Consider the following 21422-nt stretch of genomic DNA (forward strand, 5'->3'; position numbering starts at 1 on the left):
CACGTATCTGGCGTCCCATGTTTAATTTTTTGCACTATGTGCACCTTATGTCTTTATAAAATTTCTAGGTTTTTACCTAATATAAGCTGAAATGCGCTATTTAAAACATCAAAAAACGCCGATTTAAAAAATGGATAGTGAATAACTAGCTACCCTAGGGTTTCTTTTGCCTTTTTTTCTGTTTAGTAAATTTCTTAATGTTTATAATTTAGATTAGTTGCGGCTTAAAAGCAACTAAATCGCGGTTATTAAGCGTTTAGAATAAAAAAACTGTATGGTCCCAGAGTGTGATGGTGTGGATTTAGTATAAATAATTCTGGAGACTGTGTCCACTGATAACATATAAATTCATAAGGAGTAAGACCCTTAAGAGTTTTGAGTCTCTTTGCATAATTATAAGCCATAACAAAGTTATAAAGGTGTTCTTTAAGTTGCTGGTGCGATTGATAGTAATACTTCTTAACTGTAGCATCCTTTAAAGTTTTATTCATACGCTCGACTTGCCCATTCGTCCAAGGATGGCTAACTTTTGTCAAACGATGTTCAATAACATTCTCTTCGCAAACTCTATCAAATATATGTTGGAAAGCATACTTATGACGCTTCTGGTTTGTAAATTGTATACCGTTATCTGTCAAAATAGTATGGATTTTATACGGTAAAATTCTAATCAAATTACGTAAGAACTCAGCAGCTATGGGTTTTGTAGCACTGTTACACAACTCAACATAGGTAAATTTGGATGTCCTATCAATAGCAACAAACAAATGTAATTTGCCCTCCTCAGTTCTAACTTCAGCAATATCAATATGAAAGTAACCGATAGGATATTGTTTGAATTTCTTTTTTGACTTAACTTCTCCATCAACAGTTGGTAATCTGCTAATGTTGTGTCTTTGTAAACAACGATGCAAGCTAGAGCGAGTCAAATGCGGAATTGTAGACTGCAGAGCGTAAAGGCAATCATCTAGTGGCAGTAGTGTATACTTGCGAAATGTAACTATTATAGCTTCCTCTTCTAGCGTTAAAACAGTTGATCTTGGATGCTTTGGACCCATATCAGCATCTTTCGTAAATGAACGTTTTCTCCACTTAATAATAGTTTTTGGATTAAGGTTATAATGCTTGGAGAGTTTTGCTATGCTCTCTTTTCTATTTTGTATTGCTCTACGAATCGTCTGTGTTGTTTTGGCGCACCCATGTAATATCTGTCCCATAATGACTCCTTAAATGATGATGATAGTATACCATCACTCTCTGGGACCATACATCTAAGTAGGGAATATGCTTGATTTACTGGTTTGTGGACAACCTCTAACTATTGCATTCCAGAACAATTTGATGCACCATTCTTTTTGTAAAAAACATTCCAAACTTTCTCTCCACTTTTTCTGGGTAAGGTCAATTGATAACTGTCCACTTTCTATTCCCATGGATTCATATTTTTTGCCTTGACCAAGAAAAAATTCAGCTATTGCCTTACTTTCTCTTGCAACAACTTCTTCCTTAACAATTTTTCCTTTCTCATCAACGATACTTATAAAAGTTTCTTTTAGTGAGATCGCTATAATATTCCATGAGACTGCTCCTACTAATAAAAGTTTAAATTATTTTTGAAGAACTTATTCTACTGAATTCGTTACTTCGTGCTAAAATAATGGACTCCATCATTCAACAGCAATTACAGTATGTTTACCCTTTTTCTTGTTATTTTTCTAATCTATAGCTAGCGTTCAAAACCATATTCGAAAATACGTTTTCGGATTTTTTTTAATGCTGTTTATTTCATCCTCAACATCGTCTCTACCTTTATGAACTAAGTAGCAGCATTAAAAATTATAACGTACCCCTATCTCTAGAGTTGCATCTGGTATTTGTTTTGCTTTTATACCACTTAGTTGCCCACCCACGTTCATACCAACTGCACCAATTATCTGCGGAGTAATTTCATAATCAACACCTAACTTTAGTTTATAGGAAATAGAACTCAGTATTTTATCTACTACAGATGAACCAGCAGCTTCACCACCTGATTCTGGAGCACCTTGTGTTTCTTCTTCCTTTTCTTTTTCTTCTTGTGAACTATTGTCACCACCATCAACTGTATCACTAACACCAAAGCCAAAAGGTGTTATTTGGAGATATCCTCCTAAACCTCCGCTGACATATAGTTTAACGGGATCAATATCAAGGTCAGGATAGAAGCGGTAGTTTGCCAATAAGCTAGCTCCTATGCTCTTTAATGACTTAATATTACTGAGAACCTCAAGTTCAAATTTAGAGTTTTGGTCATAATGGTAACCAAGAACAACACCAGGTTTCATTTTAAAGCCACCACCCCAACCAGCACCAAAGTTTAAACCTGCATAGTACTTATCTTCTGACTTACTTGCACTATTACTAGCTGCACCTGCTAGAGATGAAGTAAGCAACACAGCCAAAACGCACAATCTCTTTATTTTCATATAACTCCTCATACAAAAAAATATATAATGCATAAGTATATATCCTTTATATTAAAAAAGATATAACTACATGTCAAAAAAAGTATAGCCATAAAATCAGATTATATAAAACGTACTACTCAGGTCTTTTATATAACTATATTTACTATCTTATTTGGTACAGCATATACAGTGCGAACTTTGCTTTGATCGATCTTACTGGACACAGAGTCTATCGCTATTTTCTTCAATTCTTCTTGAGGTAAGTTAATTGCCACCTTGATTGTTGTACGTAATTTTCCATTGATTTGCACTGCTATAGTTACCGTATCGTCAACTAATAATGATTCATCAGCTTTTGGCCAAGGTTGACCTCCTATTTCTTGCCATAGGCTTTCAGCTAGATGTGGTATGAATGGTTCGATTACTCTGATTAATATACATATACCTTCATCAATAAGAGATTTTCCAGTTTTTACGTCTATTTCAGCTATTAAATTCGTCATCTCACGAAATTTTGCCACTACACAGTTTAATCTGCAGTTTTCCAAGTCATCTGTAAGTCCGTGTAAGAGTTTATGAATTTTTTTTCTGTACTCTAGAAGTCCACCCGTAACATTTTCATTATCATAGTGTATATTTACAGGTCTTAGCTGCATGACCATACGCCACAATTTATTTACATAACGAGAACAACCTTCCACGCCATCATCGGACCATTCCATATCTTTCTCCGGAGGAGTGTCGGACAACACAAACAAGCGGGCAGTATCAGCACCATACTTTTCTATGATAAAATTTGGATCAACTGTGTTCTTTTTCGATTTGCTCATTTTCTCGACTTTTCCAACTTGAACCTTAGCTCCTTGTGCAATCAACTCTTTTGCTTCTGCGGGAAATAGCCACTTACCATTTTCGTCTTTATAAGTTGCATGGCAGACCATTCCTTGAGTGATTAAAGTAGAGAAAGGCTCTTTAATATCAAAATAGCCACATTTGGTTAAAGCACGGCAGAAAAATCTTGAATAAAGCAAATGCAGAATTGCATGTTCTATCCCACCTATATAATAATCAACAGGCATAAAACGATTACATGCATCTTTGTCTATTGATTTATCTTCACTACAGAATGCAGCAAAATACCAGGAAGATTCAAAAAAGGTGTCGAATGTATCAGTTTCACGCTCTGCTTGCTTTCCGCACTTTGGACAATCAACAAATTTCCAAGTTGGGTGCTTATCCAGCGGATTGCCACCACTTGTAAATTCTACATCTATTGGTAGAACTACAGGAAGGTCTTTTTCTGGCACTGGAACAGTTCCGCAATCTTTGCAATATATGATAGGTATAGGGCATCCCCAATAACGCTGCCTTGAAACTCCCCAATCGTGCAAACGATAGTTTATTGTTTTTTTGCCTATTTTTTTTTCTTCAAATTTTTTAACTATGGCTTCCTTTGCTTCACTAACCATTAATCCGTTTAAGAATTCGGAGTTAAACATTGTCCCGTCTCCAGTATACGCCTCCTTTGTCATCTGAGTAGCTTGACACTGGGATCCATTGTAAGAATTCTGGTCACGCGCTGGAATGACACCTAAGTGGGCTGAAGAAATAACGGGAATTATCGGCAAATTATATTTCTGTGCAAATTCAAAGTCACGCTGATCATGTGCAGGGCAACCAAAAATCGCGCCTTCCCCATATTCCATCAACACAAAATTCGCTATGTAAAGCGGCAATTCCTTATCAAGAAATGGATGTTTGACGTTTAATCCGGTGTAAACTCCTATTTTTTCATCGTTCTCTCTTTTCGATTTTATTTCCTGGATCCCAGTGTCAAGCACTGGGATGACAACAGAAGAACCATTCTTTAAATCCTGCACAATAGGATGCTCTGCTGCCACTGCACAAAAAGAAGCCCCAAACAAAGTATGAGGATAAGTTGTAAAAACTTTTAATTTCTTATTCAGGCCAACTACTTCAAACTCTATAGTTGCTCCTTCAGATTTTCCTATCCAACGCTCCTGCATTGTTTTGACTTTTTCTGGCCAATTTTTCAAACTTTGCAGGCACTTGAGTAAATCTTCAGCGAAATCAGTAATCTTTAAAAACCATTGGGACAACTTACGTTTTTCAACAACTGCACCTGATCGCCATCCTTTTCCATCAACCACCTGTTCATTTGCAAGCACTGTTTGGTCCACTGGATCCCAGTTAACCCATGATTCTTTTCGATAGGCAAGCCCATGCTTTAAAAAATCCAGGAAAAATTTTTGTTCGTGTTTGTAATAATCAGGCTCACATGTGGAGAGTTCACGCTCCCAATTATAAGAAAGACCTATAGATTTCAACTGTGTACGCATATTATCTATATTCTCTTTTGTCCATGTTTCGGGGCTAATATTGTTATCCCTTGCTGCATTCTCAGCTGGTAATCCAAACGCATCCCAGCCAATTGGATGCAAAACCTCAAATCCATTAGCTCTCTTGTAACGCGCTATCACATCCCCTATTGCATAGTTACGTAAGTGTCCCATATGAATTTTACCAGATGGATATGGAAACATTTCCAACACGTAACACTTTTCTTGTTTACCACTCTTGCTTACAGAAAAATCCCATTTATCTTGATAAAATTTTTCAACACTTTTAAAATCATATTTCATATAAATCCAAATTCAATTACAGTTCATATGCATCAAAGGATCAACCGCTTGGCCATTATGTCGTATTGTGAAACACATCTGTGGATCTTTATCTTGTGTGCTTGATTTACCTGCAGATCCAATTACTTGACCTTGCTTTACTTTATCGCCAATTTCAACATGTATGTTTTTTAAATAGGAGTACACAGTCATGTAATTATCTTTGTGTTCCACTATAATTAAATTCCCATACCATCTCAGCCCTTTGCCTACATATATCACTTTGCCTGGTGCAGAGGAAACTACGTTCGTTCCATTTTGAGCAGCAATTTTTATGCCATCCTTACACATTTCATCAGAAGAGGTAGCTGAACCTTTAACTGGCATTACAAATTTACAATTTACCCCCACATTTTGTGTATTATTGTTATCTTTGTATATCCTATTTATGATGGCTTTTCTACTTTCTTTTTGCACTGAAGGCTCCCTAATTAAATGGTACTCTCTTGTATATTCCAGATCTCTTTTTCCGTAAAATTCTTCGCCTTTAAGCAGCACAGGTGCAGGTTTTTGCAGGCCACAGCCTATTAATATTGCTAATAACATAAGAAATGAGGCTATATGCCACATTTTAAACTCTCACAAAACTCCAAAATTTTAGCGAGACGTAGTGTTTCACGCCTGCTTGTTACTTTCCTCGTTATTTATTTTACTAGTTAAATAGTCCCTCAAATCGGTGAGTTCTTGCAACAAATTCTTTGTGACTTTTATATCATTACCAAATTCTTTTTGCACTCCTTTTATTGTATATCCTTTATCATATAGCATGTATTTTACTTTCTTTATGGCCTCTATACACTTGCGATCATATAGCCTTCTTCCTTTACGCTTTGTAGGCTTAATTTGATGAAATTGACCTTCCCAAAATCTCAAAACATGCTGTTCCAAATGTAGCTCTTCAGCTACTTCCCCAATCGTATAAAATAATTTTTCCTTGTTCATTAATTATTGATTGATTTTTTTATAATTTTTGAAGGCCTAAAAGAAACTGAATTTCTTGCCTGAATCATCACTTTCTCCGATGTATTTGGTATATTTCCTGGTCTTTCCTTCTTTTTCTTAACCAAGAATGTTCCAAATGACGATATTTTTACTATTCCATCCTTTACCAAGCTTGTCTTTATTTCGTCCAATATATCATCTATTATCGAAACAGAGTCTTCCTTTGATAATCCTATTTCTTGGTTTATATCTCCAGCTATCGTTGCCTTAGTTACTGTTGTGTCTTTTGTTGTAACGTGATCCATTATTGATAAATATTACAATACGTAAATATAATATAGCAATCGACTCGAGATTCAGCTACTTTATTTTTTAGAGTATGTCTCTTTTGTTGCATAATTTAAAATACCGGCAACTATCAATATCGCAAATATTGCAAAAAGTGCCATTTTATGATCTGTAAAAAGTGCTAACATTGACACTATAACTCCACTGCCAATAAACATAAATCCATTGATAATGGATGATGATGTGCTGATGTATTTTCGTTTCACAATCTCGCTGCCGACAGTAAAATTAAGCATATGTCCTCCCGCAAAAAACCCGAACATTAACATACAAAAGTACGCAACGTGGACTGTTAAATGGCTGTATAGTAAAATAATAATTGAGACGCCTTGCAATAAAGCAAAAGCAGAAATTACATGTTTCCTATTTTTAAATAAGTTTGAGATTCGATCTGCAATTGGAGCACCAACTGCAAGACCAAGCCATAGTATTGCAGTTGCTATACCTGACTCCATTGCATTGAGTTCTGAGTTGCCCAGTAACCTTGGAGCCCACAAGGTATTAAGTGCTAAAAATGTTCCAAAAGTAATAGCACCCACCACTGAAGTTATCCAGATATCTCTTAATTTTAGCACTGTTAATATAGAGCACATTACTGTCTTCATAGAGCTTTTTATTGTGCGCTTTTCTGAGCTGCTTTCCGGAAGTGTGTTTGGACAAAAAAGCGTAAGTACAAATATCAACACACCAAATAGTATTATGCATACAATCAGATTTTTCCAATATGCATCTTCGGCAAGCAAGTTAGAGAACAGTATTTGAATTACCAAAGCAGAAAGGCTTGAAATTGTCTGCACTAGTGAAAACATTAGTCCAAATTGGGCAGCGGAAAAACATATGCTACTTGTGTGAGCAGCACCAATAAAACCAAATGATGCTCCAGTTGCAATCAACACTTGAGACAAAATCAAATGGGAGAAATTGTCACTATTAATAAGGACAAAAAACCCCAAGATCATAGTTGATAACGAGAAAAAATAAATTTTTTTACTGGAAAAAACATTAAACGTTGCTCCACTAAAAAATTGTAAGATGGCGAAAGTCCAAGTATATACTGAATTAGCCAGTGCAACTTGCGCGATTGTAAGTCCAAGTTCCTTTTCGAGATTTACACTTATAAAGGTATAAATTATCTGCATGTTGCTGAATATAACAACCAAGTTACTAATCAGCCAAATGAACCAAGCCTTAGCTCTGCTTTCCATAAGATTTATTTTTATAAGTAATCTATTAGAAATTTAACACTAAGTCTCTTTTTAAGCTATTGTTTCCTGACTACTGTTATAGCTAACCCAAAAAACGGTTTCCCTACGTCATGCCGCCGCGGTATCTCTTAGCCGCTAACAAGCAGCGGGATGACGATTGTCAGGGTGTCATCCTAGCGCCCCTATGATGTCATCCGAGTAGCCAACACTGGTTTCCATCCAAGACGGTGTCATTCCAGTGCTTGACACTGGAATGGCTTTGTTGCATCGCTCTTCGGATAGTAGGTAACGTACAATAAATTCATGAAGCTATCTCAAACTTAGCCATGCCTATTTCAGTAAATTTGTTAAGCAAATAACACTTGAGTAGCAGTTCCTTCTCACGATTAATTTCAGATTTGCTCCTAAAACTAAACCCAAATATTCGCTTCAACCTTGAGAAAAATCCTTCAATATACGATCTTTTTCCGTAATTTACTTCTTCTTTCCATCTTTTTATACCATTCTCACCATGTAATTTCATTAACTGAATAGCGGCATTTCTATCAAGCATATAATCCAATTTTGGATGCTCTGCTGCGTTGTTTTTCGGAGGAATTTTCGTTTTTATACCATATTGATTACACAGCTTATAGAGCTTTTCTCTGTCATATGCCCTATCTGCATATAGTACTTTTATGACATACTGAAAATCGACTTCTTTTAGCAAATCACAAGCTCCATAGTGATCAGAGTAGACACCGTTACTGTATTTTACAGCTATGGCTTTTTTGCTGTTTGTATTCAACATTACATGCAATTTTCTTGTCTGTTCATAGCTGCGATACTTTCTATCTTCGCTATTTTCTTTGCTATGACCAGAAGTGTTGTTGTATATACTAATTCCTGTACTGTCTATAGCAATTTCGATATCTTCCATATTATTTTCTGCAATCATTGATCTTAATATTGAGTTTCTTAAACCTTCTTGATGATTGTGAATAGCTGATAACTTGCAAATTTTTCCCAATTTGCTCAAGGTATCCTGCTATAAACCCAACTGTTTGCCTCAGGCCTATTCTAAATAAACAAGTTATTATGTGCACCAAAATTACAACTTTATCGCTATAAATATTGTTGCCACCTGGTATTTTTGGACCATTCTCGTACCACTTTTCTATGGCTTCGTTGATATAATGAAAAATATTTCCTCTTTTTTCTAGAAATTTGTTATATTCGCTATGGTTACTGACCCTCATTTTTTGTGGCATATTTTTTCTTTCAAGGTTAAATGGCTATTTTATAATGAATTTTGTCAGTAGCCACCAGATTTTTCAGTTGCTATGCAACAAAGCCCACTGGAATCCAGACTTTAATTGTTATACTTGTAAATAATCTGGTGAAAATAAACGTTCATCTCAAAATGCAGTATTTTTGTTGAAATAGCTCAACTGGATCCCAGTGTCTGGGCACTGGGATGACACCATAGGAGGCTACTTGGGTGACAAAAAAAGGAGCACTGGGATGACAGCAGTCCTACGTCATACCGCCGCGGTATCTCTAGATCCCGCTAACAAGCAGCGGGATGACGAGCTTATCGTCACGCCGCCACGAACCGTCATACCGCGATTCATTCGCGGTATCTCAGCCGCTAACAAGTAGCGGGATGACGGTTGTCAGGGTGTCATGAAAGTAGCTGACACTGGAATCCAGAAAAAAAGAAATATGTATCAGCTACTTTCATTTGCTGCGCCTCGAAAATAAACGTTCATGTAGCTAAGCCATAAATCCAGTATAAAGACCTTTAATCATTGGCTTCGTAGTACTTCTCAACCAACTTATTAAGTAACCTTACACCAAAACCTACTGCTCCTCTTGGACAAATGTCAGTACCTTTCTCGTGCCAAGCAGTGCCTGCGATATCTAAATGTGCCCAGCAAGTTTCATTCACAAAACGCTGTAAAAACTGTGCAGCCATTATGCTATCTCCACCAGAGCCTGCAGGAGCGATGTTTTGAACATCAGCAATCGGTGAATCAATAATTTTGTCATAAGTTTCATTCATAGGAAAACGCCATAACTTCTCATTTACTTCATTTCCTGCATCAATCAGACGGTTTGCTAATTCATCATTATTTGAAAAAAGACCAGCATATTCGTTATTTCCAAGTGCAACCACTATAGCACCAGTTAAAGTTGCAAGATCAATCATAAATTTTGGTGAGAATCTATCTTGCGTATACCATAAAGCATCTGCAAGTATGAGCCTTCCTTCTGCATCGGTGTTCAACACTTCTATTGTTTGTCCAGACATTGAAGTTACTACATCACTTGGTCTTTGAGCATTACCACCCACTGCATTTTCTGCAAGTGCGACCACGCCAATTGCATTTACTTTTGCTTTTCGTCCTGCTAAAGCATGCATCACCCCAACCACAGTAGCAGAGCCTGCCATGTCATATTTCATCGACTCCATACCACGTGAAGGTTTGAGTGATACTCCACCAGTGTCAAACGTTATACCTTTACCAACAAAAGCTATAGGCTTTTGTTCTTTAGAAGCCCCATTCCATTTTATCACTACTAATTTTGGTTCTTTACTACTTCCTTGTGCAACTCCAAGCAAGGCTCCCATTTTTTTCTCTTCCATCTGCTTTTTATCAAGCACCTCGATTTCAAGGCCAAGCTTAGTAAGTTCTTTTTTTATATGATCAGCATAGGATTCTGGATATAGAATGTTAGGAGGCTCTGTTATAAAAGAGCGCGCAAGGAATATACTCTCACCTTCTTGCCTTAAGTGCTCAAATGATCTTTCAGCATTACTTAATTGTTCATCTTTTACTAATACGGTAATCTCCTCTACCTCTGTAATTTTCTCATCCTTTTTAGTTTTATACTTATCAAACTCAAAACTACGCAGAAACGCACCATATGCAACATTTGCTGCACTACCTTCGATTAAAACCGCTGCTTTTTTAATTTTTAATCTACTTAGCTCACAATATATTTTACCACCAATATTTAATTCTTTATTTTCATTCCATTCATCCTTCTTACCCAGTCCAACAACTATAACATTTTTTTCTTCTGGCAAAGCAGTAGAGAAAAATTCACCAAAACTTCCATTGAAATCGCTAAATTGCTTTATATTATCTATGACCTGTTTTCCTTGCAAAACTCCGCCATCATTTACGGTTTCGTTGTCTTCAAATAAACCCATTACTATTGTTTTAAAATCGGGCGAAATTTTAGAAATTGTTATTTTCATTGCTGGTATCTCCGTTGCAAATAATTGTAAACTGTACATAAAACATAGCAAAAACATCAGTAAGATATTTTTCATATACATCCTAAGTACAATAACACTTAAGTTTACTATGGACTCCCTTACATGCAAGGTTTTTTATCTTTTATTAGAGAACTTATTATATCCGCCCAAGGTAATGTTAAACGTATAGGTTTTTATGACCTGATCACTGTAAGTAAATGGTGTTATGAGAAGGCTTGCAAGCCCATTACTAACAAAATCTTCAAGAACAGGATCAGCGCAATTATCGCAATTATGGTCAGCAAAAAACATTTGCGTTGTGAATTCCGGAAAATCCGGATGTTGAACTAGAAAGTTGATATGTGGAGCTCTATCACCAATTTTACCAGGTGCTATCGTAATAAAATTATAATAGCCAAGATTATTCACTACAAACCTTCCTGATCCAGCAAAATTCGGATCATCCTCTATATTCTTATCGTAATGGTTCACGCCGCGTGAATTCGCGTGCCATATAGAAACTACAGCATTTTGTATTGGTAAACAGTTTATATCAGTAATTCTACCCACTATGTGTATTAATTCTCCTGTTGCACTATTTGGAGAACCAGGTTTCCTTCTTAAATTGTTTGAAGAGCTAAAATTTTTTGGCCTTGCATCAAGGTCATATATTTCTGGAGTTTCAATGCAGTTGAGCAAAACAGGATCAGCTGCAAATAGCGGCAAACTGAATACCATTTGTACTAAAAACGCTAATAAGATATTTTTCACATTCATTTCATTTATAATAGACTTCTTGCATAACCATATAACAAACTTTTATTGGAAATAGAAACGAAAAAACTTGCTTGACACCCTTCGCCAGCCCCCTTATCATGAAACTGAAGGTATTCAGTTATATTCATCTGTGCAGATTAAACAGCAAGAAAACAACGTAGTTGGCGTCTTATTTTTAATTTTTTGCACTATGTGCACCTTATGTCTTCACAATATTTCTAGGTTTTTACCTACACAAGCTGAAACGCGCTATTTAAAACATTAAAAAACGCCAACTTAAAAAATGGATAGTGAATAACTAGCTACCCTAGGGTTTCTTTTGCCTTTTTTTCTGTTTAGTAAATTGTATCCGTTCAGCGGAGTGGTAGAATAAGGTAGACAAAGCAAGATAATAAAGATAATCATAGAGCAAAAGTGAGGTAATGTGGTAAACCTTTGAGAACTTTGCAAAAATTTACAGCAAAAAATAGAAAAACTGAAAGCAGAGATAGAAAACTTAAAAGCAGAAAATAAAGCTTTAAAGATAGAGAACGCTGAATTAAAGGAAAGGCTCGGTTTAAATTCAAAAAACTCATCCCTGCCCAGCTCAAAAGAGCTATACAAAATAAAAAAGGACAAGCCAAAAAGCGAAAGGAATGTTGGCGATCAGGTTGGGCATAAAGGAAATTTTCATGCCACAATGGAAGCGGATAAAGTAGTAAAAATAGAGTTGCCTAATATTTGCGAATGCGGAGGAGAGCTTGTAATATGCGAAAAACCTTATGTTCACCAAAAAGTTGATCTTCCGGAAATTAGGCCTTATGTAGTAATTGGAACATGGTCGTTGTTGGAGATGCAGAAAAAGAAAAAGTAGCAAGTTACCAGAAGGTGTTACGCCAGATACATTTGGTCCAAGGGTTAAGTCTATAATTGCAGCACTCAGCGGATTTTACAAAAACTCAAAGCGTGAAGTGGCTAGTATCATAAATGACATTTTTAATTTGAACATAAGTGTTGGCAGCATATCAAATCTTACTATTACCCACAAATATGAGGTTCGTGAGCAAGTCGCCATCCTTCTGCTAAATCAAAGAGACGTTTATATCCTTTCCAAAGAGTAATTGGTCCTGGTTTTGGGTCATTTTTTCTTGCTAAATGGCCTCCAAGTTCATGAAACAGCTTCTTTTATGTTGGGAACTACACTTGGACATGGTTTTCTGTGTATTTTAACGTATAAAACTTTCCATTCTTCTTCAGCTAATAAAGTAGTACATGGTAATGTTGGGTTAGTTCTTGCAATTGATGTAATAAAGAAGATCCTCCAAGCAATAATACTCACAACTGTTAGATATCTCATTAGTCTTTCTGCTATTCCAAGCCTACATTCTTCAACTTTGAGACCGAATTTAAAATTTTATGTAATATCTCTATTTTCCATCTAAGGCAATAGCAGAAAAAGCACCAATAATAAAGTTAGCCTACGATGAATTAGACAGGTTTAGCTGGAATGAAAAAGATTTAGTAGCATATGAAGAAAGAATAATGGATCTACGTAAGGAAGAAGCCATTCTTGAATACAAACTTGAGGAAGGTATAGAGAAAGGAAAAATCGAAGTTGCAAAAAATTTACTTAAAGCTGGTGTATCTGTTAATTTAATAGCTGAATCCACTGGCCTTTCTCAAGCTGAAATTGTACAGCTTAAGCAAGAAGTGGCCTAAGTATCACGGTTTTTAGGGCTTTTTTAGCTCGGCAGTGGTCTGAAAAGTCCATTTTTCACTTTATAAAATGTTTATATTTTACCACCTACTTTATTTGAATAAGTTCTTCTGCCACACTCTGAACGGATATTTGAATCAGGCTCAAGTTGACAAGTAGATGTTATCTTGTTATAATAAGTAAGTAAGTATTTATTAATTTAATCTTAACTTAAGAGGGTATTTATGGTAGCAAGTGATAGTGTTTTAAAAAGGTATGCGTTAGCCTATATAAAGAAATCTGGTAGTAACAGTGATGTTAAAGAGTTTTTACAATTTTGTAATACGCAAAATACCACAAATTGGAGTGAGGAGAATTTTAAAAATGCGTATGAAAAATTTACACATCCAAATTCAAGCAATAGGCACGATACAGGAAGCAGAAATGATCAATATAACGCAGGGAATAACGCACAACCTACAGGCTCTCAGATTACACATATACATGTACACAATAGAGGTTTAGACTTTTGGGATTATTTGCTATTACAATGCTGGATGGATTCTTTATTCGGTGGACGTGGTCACACTACGGTTAATAATATAACGAATATTAACAATGGTAATACCACTCATCAAGGGAGAAAAGAGAATAAAAAAGAATCAGAAGACAGTAGAAAGCTATTAGCTTTGGGTATAGTAGCTGCAGTTGTGTGTGTTGCTTTCCATGCTGGTATGTGTTTTTGGTATAACAGCAGCAGAAAAGTGGCTAGAAAAGAAGAAAAAATAGATTACCTGGATAGTAAATTTAAAACGTTCAGAAATATAGAATTTGCGGTTGGCGTTATTTCTTTGGCAGCTTTGGTAGCTTGTGCTGTTTACCCAGTCTTACCAGTGTGGGGTTTAGCTATCCTTGGCGTTAATTCTCTCGTATGTTTTGCTGGTGGTTTAGCTTTTCATATGAAGCATGAGGAAGAATCAGAAAATATCGAGAAAGCTAAAGGAGCGGTAGATAGCTGTCTTAGACAAGGGCATGGTTATGGAGATCCTTCTCGTTATGATGCACCACCTCCTTACTTTTCTCAAGATCCTAATACTACTCCAACTGCTCCTCCTTGTAGTGAATTTGATAATCCTAATGCGAAACGGCAGTCTGAGAATTGTGAGGGGTTCACGTATGATAGAAATGAATAGTTTTATTTTTAGCCAAATTAATTGAATCAAGCTACAAAACCTGCTAAAGTTAACTTTGTGAAAGCACCCTTAGCTCAGTTGGATTAGAGCATTTGACTACGGATCAAAAGGTCGGGCGTTCAAGTCGCTCAGGGTGCACCACATTTTATAGGAAACAGAAGTCATACTTGAAATTAATATATGTAATACCTATCTTTAAGGGTTAAGCACTAAACTATTATATATGAGCAAAAAAGACTACTATGATCTGCTGGAAGTAGGCAGAAATGCCAGTATTGATGAGATAAAAAAAGCGTATAAAAAATTAGCATTAAAATATCATCCTGATAGAAATCCTGGCAATCAAGAAGCAGAGGAAAAATTTAAAGAAGTAACAGCTGCATATGAAGTTCTGTCTGACTCTGAGAAAAGGGCAGGCTATGACCGTTATGGCCACGAAGGTGCTTCTGGTGGATTTCAAGGCTTTAGCTCTGCAGGAGATTTTAGCGACATATTCAATGACTTCTTTGGTGGAGGATTCGGTGGTGGTGCAAGTAGATCGAGAGCAAAAAGAAGTACAACAGGAGTATCTGGAGCAGACCTACGTTATGATCTTGAAATTACCTTAGAAGATGCATTTAAAGGAATACAAGCGCCTATACATTATGTGACAAATGTAAAATGTGATACATGCCAAGGCACAGGTGGCGAAGGAGCAATTAAACCAGTTCAGTGCCACACATGCCAGGGAAGCGGTAGGATTAGAACTCAACAAGGCTTTTTTACCATCGAAAGAACATGTACTACATGCTATGGGGAAGGAGAAATAATACAAAACAAATGTAAGAAATGTGGTGGAAGTGGACGTAGAAGAGATGAAGTAAATATATCCGTTTCAATTCCAAAAGGCATAGAAGAAGGAGCTAAGGTAAGGATAAGTGGTAAAGGAGAAGCTGGAACAAAAGGTGGAAAAAGTGGAGATTTATACGTATACGTGAAAATAATTTTCCATAAAATCTTTGCTAGAAATAAAGCAGATTTACACTGTAAAGTGCCTATAAGAATGACACTAGCAGTGCTTGGTGGTGAAATCGATATTCAATCAATTGATGGAGCTAAAATAAAAGTAAAGGTCCCTGAAGGCACTCAAACTGGTACCAAACTACGTTGTAGGGAAAAGGGTATGCCATATATGAACTCACATGCTCGTGGTGATTTATACGTACAGGTAATAGTTGAGACTTTAAATCCAAAAAATTTAACTAAAAAGCAAATTGAACTATTAAAAGCGCTTGAAGAAGAGGAAAATGCAAGTGTACAACAGCAATCTGAAGGGTTTTTTAGTAAAGTAAAAAAAAAATAAGAAATCTGCTAAATGACATAAAGGGGTAACTGTTTACGGGTTTTCATTTAATCCTGCAATTCTTTGACCTTATTAATGGAAAACTTAACAATAGTGTTATTATTAGCCAACAGAAACTTCTTAGTTCCTTAAAACTATGTAAAAGCAATAAATTTCTTTATTTAAGGTCGAAGTTTTGCTATTCTCAGGTTTTAATAATTTAAATTTAATGAATATAAACAAAAATGAGTTTTTATTTCTTCCGCTTGGGGGAGTAGGAAGAATCGGGATGAATGTTAGCCTATATCATTACCAAGGTAAGTGGATTATGATCGACCTTGGTGTTGGTTTTGCAGATGAAACTATGCCAGGTGTTGAGCTGCTCATTGCTGATATAGATTTTATTGCTCAAAGAAAAAAAGATTTACTTGGAATAATAATTACACATGCACATGAGGACCACTGCGGTGCAGTGCCCCACTTGTGGGAAGAGTTGCAGTGCTCCATATATACAACAAAGTTTACGGTTAATTTTCTTAAAGAGAAACTAAAAGAATTTCGATTGGAAGGTATAGTGCCTGTGAAAGAGGTAGACATAAATGGCAGCATAAATTTGGGTCCTTTTACCGTCGAGTTTATAAATGTAACTCATTCAATTCCTGAGGCAAATTCAATATTAATTAGCACTGAAATGGGTAGTGCACTCCATACCGGAGACTGGAAATTTGATCCAAAACCTGTTGTTGGATTAACTTCTAATATGGAGCGTCTAAAAGAAATTGGCGATAAAGGTGACCTGCTTGCAGCAATTTGCGATTCAACCAATATATTAAGCAAGCATCACCCTGAGTCAGAAGGTGAAATTTATAATAATATTTATAACATAATAAAGCGGTCTAAAAAATTAGTTGCTGTTTCGCTATTCGCTTCAAATGTGGCACGAATTGAAACGATAAGCCAAGCTGCAAAAGCACTAAATAGAAAAGTAGTTTTACTTGGTAGATCTTTATGGAGAATAGTGAAAGTTGCGCAAGATAGTGGTTATTTAACTGATTCTCCTCAGTTTCTTGAAGCAAAGGAAGCAGTAAATTTTCCAAGGGAAGAACTGGTGCTACTTTGCACAGGTTGTCAAGGTGAGCCACTGGCAGCTACCGCAAGACTTGCTGCTAAGAGTCATCAAGCATTTAAAATGCAGCAAGGTGATACCATGATCTTTTCGTCAAAAATCATTCCTGGAAATGAAACTCGTGCGCACAACATGCTCAATGCCTTTATTGAGATGGGGGTAGAAGTTATTACTGAAAAAACAGAGCATGTTCATGCTTCTGGGCATCCAACAAGAGAAGAGCTAAAGGAAATGTATTCTTTAATAAAACCGAAGATGTCTATTCCAGTTCACGGCGAATATATTCACACGCATGCACATGTAAAATTTGCTAAAGAGTGCGGTGTGGCAAAAGCAATAATGATTGCACCAGGTGATATTGTTAATTTGGAGAACGGAGAAAAGGTTGATTCAATTGATGTTGACTACTTTGGTATTGATGGTATGTTGCTACGTCATCCGGAGAGCAGTGTTATAAAAATGCGTAAAAGAATGAGAGATGCCGGAGTTATTGTGGTAACAGCAGTTGTAAACAAGAAAAATAAATTGCTTGCTAAACCAAAAGTATTTGTACCTGGTGTTTTTGAAGTGCTAGAAGATGCAGCTACCATACAGAAAATTGTCAAGAAAGTTGAGTCGTTGTTTAGTTTGCAGCCAACAAAAAAAATTAAAAATAAGATTGAAAGTTCAATATTGAGTATCTTAAAGGAATATTTACTAAAAAGACCTATAATTGAGGTTCAGATAGAACAGGTATGAAATGAATGAAGCTATTCGTTCATCTGGTGTTATTTATTTCGTTATTTATTCCTTATTTTACAAAAGCTGCTTTATATGTTGATATAAAAAAAAGCAGTGTTGGTAACATTGGTCTTGTTGTATCTAAATGTACATGTAAAACAGCGTTGGAAAGCGAATTAAGCGAAAATATTGCAAAGGTAATAGGAACAAATTTATCTAATTGTGGCTTATTTAATGTAAAACGTGGCGCGGAAGCTGAATCTAAATCTTGGAAAAGCGATACTGTAGTCACAGTAAGTTTAAGCGAAATATCTGGTAGTGCATTAGAGCTATCATTTCGTTTATTTGACGCTTTTACAAAAAGAGAATTACTTACTCAGTCAGTTGTTTTTCCAGCAAAAGACTGGAGAAAAATTGGTCACCTCGTTTCGGATGTGATACATGATAGATTGATTGGTGAGAAAGGGCACTTCAACACAAAAATCACGTATATCGCTGAAGAAAAAGATAGCAACTACAGATCTGTGCGTAAAATTGCTGTGATGAATCAAGATGGAAGTAATATAAAATACTTAACAAATGGCGATAGATTTGTGTCAACACCGAGATTCTCACCAAATGGAAAGGGTATTGTTTATATCTCGTACGCAAATGGTAAAAGTTATATAATATTAAAAAATTTAAAAGATAACACTGAATCAATAATCAGCGCATTTGAAGGAGTTGTTTCTGCACCAAGATTTTCTCCTGATGGTAAATCTCTTTTAATTTCCCACTCATTGGGTGGTGAAACGAATATATTATCTTTAGATTTAAGTAGTAAACGGACAGAAAAAATTACTAAAGGTTCAGCTATAAGCACTTCTCCCTCTTTTTCTCCAGATCAAAAGTATATGGCTTTTAGTTCTGATATAAGTGGGAGTCAGCAACTGTACGTTATCGATTTTACTAACAAAAGTAAAAAACCTAAAAGAATTAGTTTTGGAAGTGGAAGATATGCTACGCCTGTTTGGTCGCCAAAAGGAGATCTGATAGCTTTTACAAAGATTCAGTCAGGAAAATTTTACATAGGAGTTATGAAGCCAGATGGCAAAGAAGAACGTCTGCTTTCAGAGGGGCATAAAATTGAATCCCCGGCATGGCTACCAAATGGTAGAGAAATCATTTTTACAAGAACAGAATCACCAAGCAACTCTAAACTATATTTAGTAGACTTAGTAAAGAAAAATCAAAAAATGGTTTCCACTCCCACAAATGCTTCTTTACCGGATTGGTCTTATTTTTGAAAGTAGATCTATTATAGGTTTGATATGAGCCTTATTTTACTTTAATCGCTTATAACCTTTGGCACTACAAAATACCCATGCTCAGGTTTTGTATTGGACAATATCTCTTCTTTAATATTTTGAGAATTTATAACATCATCGCGTACATGAATGTCCTTGTCTATACTGCCATAACGCATAGGAGAAACACCTTCAGTATTAACTTGCAATAAAGTATCGTGTATCCAATCCAGCATTGTCAGTTCTTTGGAGTAGTGATCAATCTCGTCATTTGATAACTTAATCCTTACAAGCTGTGCAATTTTAAGCATTTCTTCCTTGGTAATTGTTATTTTTCTCTTATTTGCAAATTCTATTAGTGAAGTAATAACGTCTTCTGTTGACTTAGCTGGCATCTTTACCTCCTTGGATAAAGTGAGTTAAAATATCTACGACCGAAACAACTTCTATTTTACCAGTTTTTTCAAATTTGTGAAGTATGGTATCCGTAATCACTAATTTATCTAAAGAAGAGGAAGAGATTTTCTCAACTGCACTTCCTGAAAGCACACCGTGTGTGATGCATGAAGTTACGGACTTTGCTCCGTAACTTTTTAAAGCAAGAGCTGCATTACACAATGTTCCACCAGAGTCAACTATATCATCAACAATGACACAATTTTTGTTTGCAACTTCTCCTATTATGTTCATTACTTGAGATGTGCCTGCTTTCTCCCTATATTTATCTACTACAATAATCTTATCACTTAACCCTATCTTGTACTTTTCCTCTAAAGTCTTTGCAAAAGCACGTGCTCTACCAATTGCTCCAACATCAGGTGCAACAATTGCCAAATTTTCCGTGTGTATAGAGTCAACAAATGCTTCAAAGCAGTTCAAATTAGTTATCGGTACATCAAAGAATCCTTCAATTTGACTTGAGTGCAAATCAATAACTGCAACACTACTTGCACCTGCAGTTTGAATAAGATTTGCAACTAATTTGGCACTTAAAGCAGACTGCACATTATTGTTCTTGATAATTCTATCTTGCCTGCTATATCCATAATAAGGGATAATTACTACTATCCTTTTGGCTCCTAATCTATTTACTGCATCAATTATGAGCAGAAGCTCCATAAGGTTATCATTCACAGGGGGAGAAAGAGATTGTATTATATATACTTCTTGATTATATAGATCATTTGCTACTTCTACATTTACCTCGCCATCGGTAAACTTTGATATCCAAGCAGAGGATGGTTGAACATCTAGCCGGTTAACTACTGATTCCCCTAATTCCTTACTAGCATTACCTATTATTATCTTCATAACGCACTAATTGAGTTTTTAAGATTATACAGAAATTGTGAAATAATTGAAATGTAAGTGTCTTTATCTAGCATTCTTGTCGGTGAATTAGGTACCTCTTGTACAATGACCTGTCATTTTCACGCGTTGTTTCAATATACAGACCCAAATTGAAACAACTATACAAAATCCTGCTTATGTTTCAAGATAAATGACTTTAATGAAATATAATTTATCTAGTCATTTGTATCTGCTAAGAGGTTGTCCGGAAACTAGTAAATTCAAGCATATTCCCTCTTTAACATAACCCTACTCATAGCTAGGTATATGAAATTCTCAGTGGATGTTGTGAGTAAATCATACTCCTTCGATAGCCTTCTATTCCTATTAACCCAAGCAAAAGTCCTTTCTACAACCCATCTTCTTGGCTGTACTTTAAACCCTTGTTCTCTTGTTGGTAGTAGCTCAGGTGGCGTATCTTTGTGCACCCAAAATCTACATGGAGGCCTTGTAACAATTTCAATATCTATGTCATATTCTTCCTTTATGTGATTCTTTAAATTTCTTCCTTGGTATCCCATGTCAGCCCACATTTTTTTAACTTTAGTATATTTTGTTCTCATATTGTTTAATGCTATTTTAATACCATCTCTATCATTTTCGTTAGCAGCGCCTACGTAACAACCTAGTATAAAACCCTGAGTGTCTGTAATTATATGCCTTTTTCTACCCTTTACTTTTTTACTTCCATCATAGCCTTTGATCCCCCCTTTTCTGTAGTCTTTACAGATTGACTATCTACTATACAGGCACTCGGCTGCTCATTCCTTCCTATTTTTCTTCTACTATATTTTGTAATTTCATAATTCATTTTCTCAAAAATTCCCTGCTTCTTCCATTGCCTGAACTGCTCATACACAGTCTTCCATAGCGGAAAATCATTTGGTAAATACCGCCATTGACACCCTGTACGCAATACATAGAAAATTGCTTCTAATATTTCTCTTTTGCTATACTTTGGCGGCCTTCCTCCTTTCTTGTATGATACTCTGAAGCGTTTTTCTATTCTTGCCCATTCCCTTTCGCTTAGATCTGTTGGATACTTTTTTCTCATCTTTACCCCGTACTAATACCAATTCCCAT

At 35.9% G+C, this 21422-nt stretch carries 18 protein-coding genes, 1 tRNA gene and 3 pseudogenes; 7 read left to right on the forward strand and 15 right to left on the reverse strand.

Annotated elements, in window-relative coordinates; translation table 11 throughout:
- Positions 1-248: 248 nt before the first annotated feature.
- The 11 genes from AAGD74_RS05225 to AAGD74_RS05275 form a co-directional block, all read right to left on the reverse strand.
- Entirely contained in the window at positions 249-1217 is a 969-nt protein-coding gene (locus AAGD74_RS05225; protein WP_341810589.1) for an IS481 family transposase, read from the reverse strand.
- Positions 1218-1829: 612 nt separating this feature from the next.
- On the reverse strand, positions 1830-2465 hold the full coding sequence (locus AAGD74_RS05230; protein ID WP_338482699.1) for a hypothetical protein: 636 nt from the start codon (positions 2463-2465) through the stop codon (positions 1830-1832).
- Positions 2466-2593: 128 nt separating this feature from the next.
- Complete coding sequence (gene leuS, locus AAGD74_RS05235) at positions 2594-5110, reverse strand: leucine--tRNA ligase (protein ID WP_077188483.1); 2517 nt, start codon at positions 5108-5110, stop codon at positions 2594-2596.
- Between the two features lie 12 nt (positions 5111-5122).
- Positions 5123-5719, reverse strand: coding sequence for a murein hydrolase activator EnvC family protein (locus AAGD74_RS05240; protein ID WP_006279879.1), 597 nt, complete (start codon positions 5717-5719; stop codon positions 5123-5125).
- Between the two features lie 45 nt (positions 5720-5764).
- Positions 5765-6091 (reverse strand): MerR family transcriptional regulator, encoded by a 327-nt coding sequence (locus tag AAGD74_RS05245; RefSeq protein ID WP_006279880.1) that lies wholly within the window; start codon positions 6089-6091, stop codon positions 5765-5767.
- Positions 6091-6396, reverse strand: coding sequence for an integration host factor subunit alpha (locus AAGD74_RS05250; protein WP_006279881.1), 306 nt, complete (start codon positions 6394-6396; stop codon positions 6091-6093). The genes AAGD74_RS05245 and AAGD74_RS05250 overlap by 1 nt, the downstream gene beginning before the upstream one ends.
- Positions 6397-6456: 60 nt before the next feature.
- A complete protein-coding gene (locus AAGD74_RS05255; RefSeq protein WP_341810590.1) occupies positions 6457-7644 on the reverse strand; it encodes an MFS transporter in 1188 nt (395 codons plus the stop codon).
- 301 nt (positions 7645-7945) lie between these two features.
- Positions 7946-8581 (reverse strand): transposase, encoded by a 636-nt coding sequence (locus tag AAGD74_RS05260; protein WP_341810591.1) that lies wholly within the window; start codon positions 8579-8581, stop codon positions 7946-7948.
- Positions 8565-8894, reverse strand: a complete 330-nt coding sequence (locus AAGD74_RS05265) for a transposase (protein WP_007548762.1) — start codon at positions 8892-8894, stop codon at positions 8565-8567. The genes AAGD74_RS05260 and AAGD74_RS05265 overlap by 17 nt, the downstream gene beginning before the upstream one ends.
- Before the next feature lie 533 nt (positions 8895-9427).
- On the reverse strand, positions 9428-10930 hold the full coding sequence (locus AAGD74_RS05270) for a leucyl aminopeptidase (protein WP_338482802.1): 1503 nt from the start codon (positions 10928-10930) through the stop codon (positions 9428-9430).
- Between the two features lie 96 nt (positions 10931-11026).
- A complete protein-coding gene (locus AAGD74_RS05275; protein WP_006279956.1) occupies positions 11027-11668 on the reverse strand; it encodes a protocatechuate 3,4-dioxygenase in 642 nt (213 codons plus the stop codon).
- A gap of 466 nt (positions 11669-12134) precedes the next feature.
- Between AAGD74_RS05275 and AAGD74_RS05280 the strand changes: the two are divergent.
- A pseudogene (locus AAGD74_RS05280) lies at positions 12135-12678 on the forward strand (DUF6444 domain-containing protein); the annotation flags it as partial.
- Between the two features lie 7 nt (positions 12679-12685).
- On the opposite strand, the pseudogene AAGD74_RS05285 reads toward AAGD74_RS05280, so the two are convergent.
- Positions 12686-13096 (reverse strand): annotated as a pseudogene (locus tag AAGD74_RS05285) (IS4 family transposase); the annotation flags it as partial.
- On the opposite strand from AAGD74_RS05285, the pseudogene AAGD74_RS05290 reads away from it, so the two are divergent.
- From AAGD74_RS05290 to AAGD74_RS05315, 6 genes and pseudogenes are all read left to right on the forward strand, one after another.
- Positions 13088-13366: pseudogene (locus AAGD74_RS05290) on the forward strand (hypothetical protein); the annotation flags it as partial. The pseudogenes AAGD74_RS05285 and AAGD74_RS05290 overlap by 9 nt on opposite strands.
- A gap of 222 nt (positions 13367-13588) precedes the next feature.
- Positions 13589-14536: a hypothetical protein gene (locus AAGD74_RS05295; RefSeq protein WP_338482697.1), complete on the forward strand. Its 948-nt coding sequence runs from the start codon at positions 13589-13591 to the stop codon at positions 14534-14536.
- 63 nt (positions 14537-14599) lie between these two features.
- A tRNA-Arg gene (locus tag AAGD74_RS05300) sits at positions 14600-14677 on the forward strand.
- A gap of 82 nt (positions 14678-14759) precedes the next feature.
- Entirely contained in the window at positions 14760-15878 is a 1119-nt protein-coding gene (gene dnaJ / locus AAGD74_RS05305) for a molecular chaperone DnaJ (protein WP_012673045.1), read from the forward strand.
- Positions 15879-16086: 208 nt separating this feature from the next.
- Positions 16087-17721, forward strand: a complete 1635-nt coding sequence (locus AAGD74_RS05310; RefSeq protein ID WP_012673044.1) for a ribonuclease J — start codon at positions 16087-16089, stop codon at positions 17719-17721.
- Between the two features lie 5 nt (positions 17722-17726).
- The gene (locus AAGD74_RS05315) at positions 17727-18989 is read left to right on the forward strand and encodes a protein TolB (RefSeq protein WP_338482695.1); all 1263 of its coding nucleotides are present in this window, start codon (positions 17727-17729) and stop codon (positions 18987-18989) included.
- Between the two features lie 41 nt (positions 18990-19030).
- On the opposite strand, the gene gatC is transcribed toward AAGD74_RS05315, so the two are convergent.
- From gatC to AAGD74_RS05330, 3 genes are all read right to left on the reverse strand, one after another.
- Positions 19031-19384 (reverse strand): Asp-tRNA(Asn)/Glu-tRNA(Gln) amidotransferase subunit GatC, encoded by a 354-nt coding sequence (gene gatC, locus AAGD74_RS05320; protein WP_006279727.1) that lies wholly within the window; start codon positions 19382-19384, stop codon positions 19031-19033.
- On the reverse strand, positions 19374-20300 hold the full coding sequence (locus AAGD74_RS05325) for a ribose-phosphate diphosphokinase (protein ID WP_006279728.1): 927 nt from the start codon (positions 20298-20300) through the stop codon (positions 19374-19376). The genes gatC and AAGD74_RS05325 overlap by 11 nt, the downstream gene beginning before the upstream one ends.
- A 260-nt stretch (positions 20301-20560) precedes the next feature.
- A protein-coding gene (locus tag AAGD74_RS05330) for an IS5-like element ISWpi1 family transposase (protein WP_341810592.1) occupies positions 20561-21393 on the reverse strand; the annotation gives its coding sequence in 2 pieces (ribosomal slippage) (positions 20561-21024 and positions 21024-21393; 834 coding nt in all).
- Between the last annotated feature and the right edge of the window lie 29 nt (positions 21394-21422).

Origin of the sequence: Wolbachia endosymbiont (group A) of Campoletis raptor, from assembly GCF_964026755.1 — a bacterium.
Lineage (GTDB): Bacteria > Pseudomonadota > Alphaproteobacteria > Rickettsiales > Anaplasmataceae > Wolbachia > Wolbachia pipientis.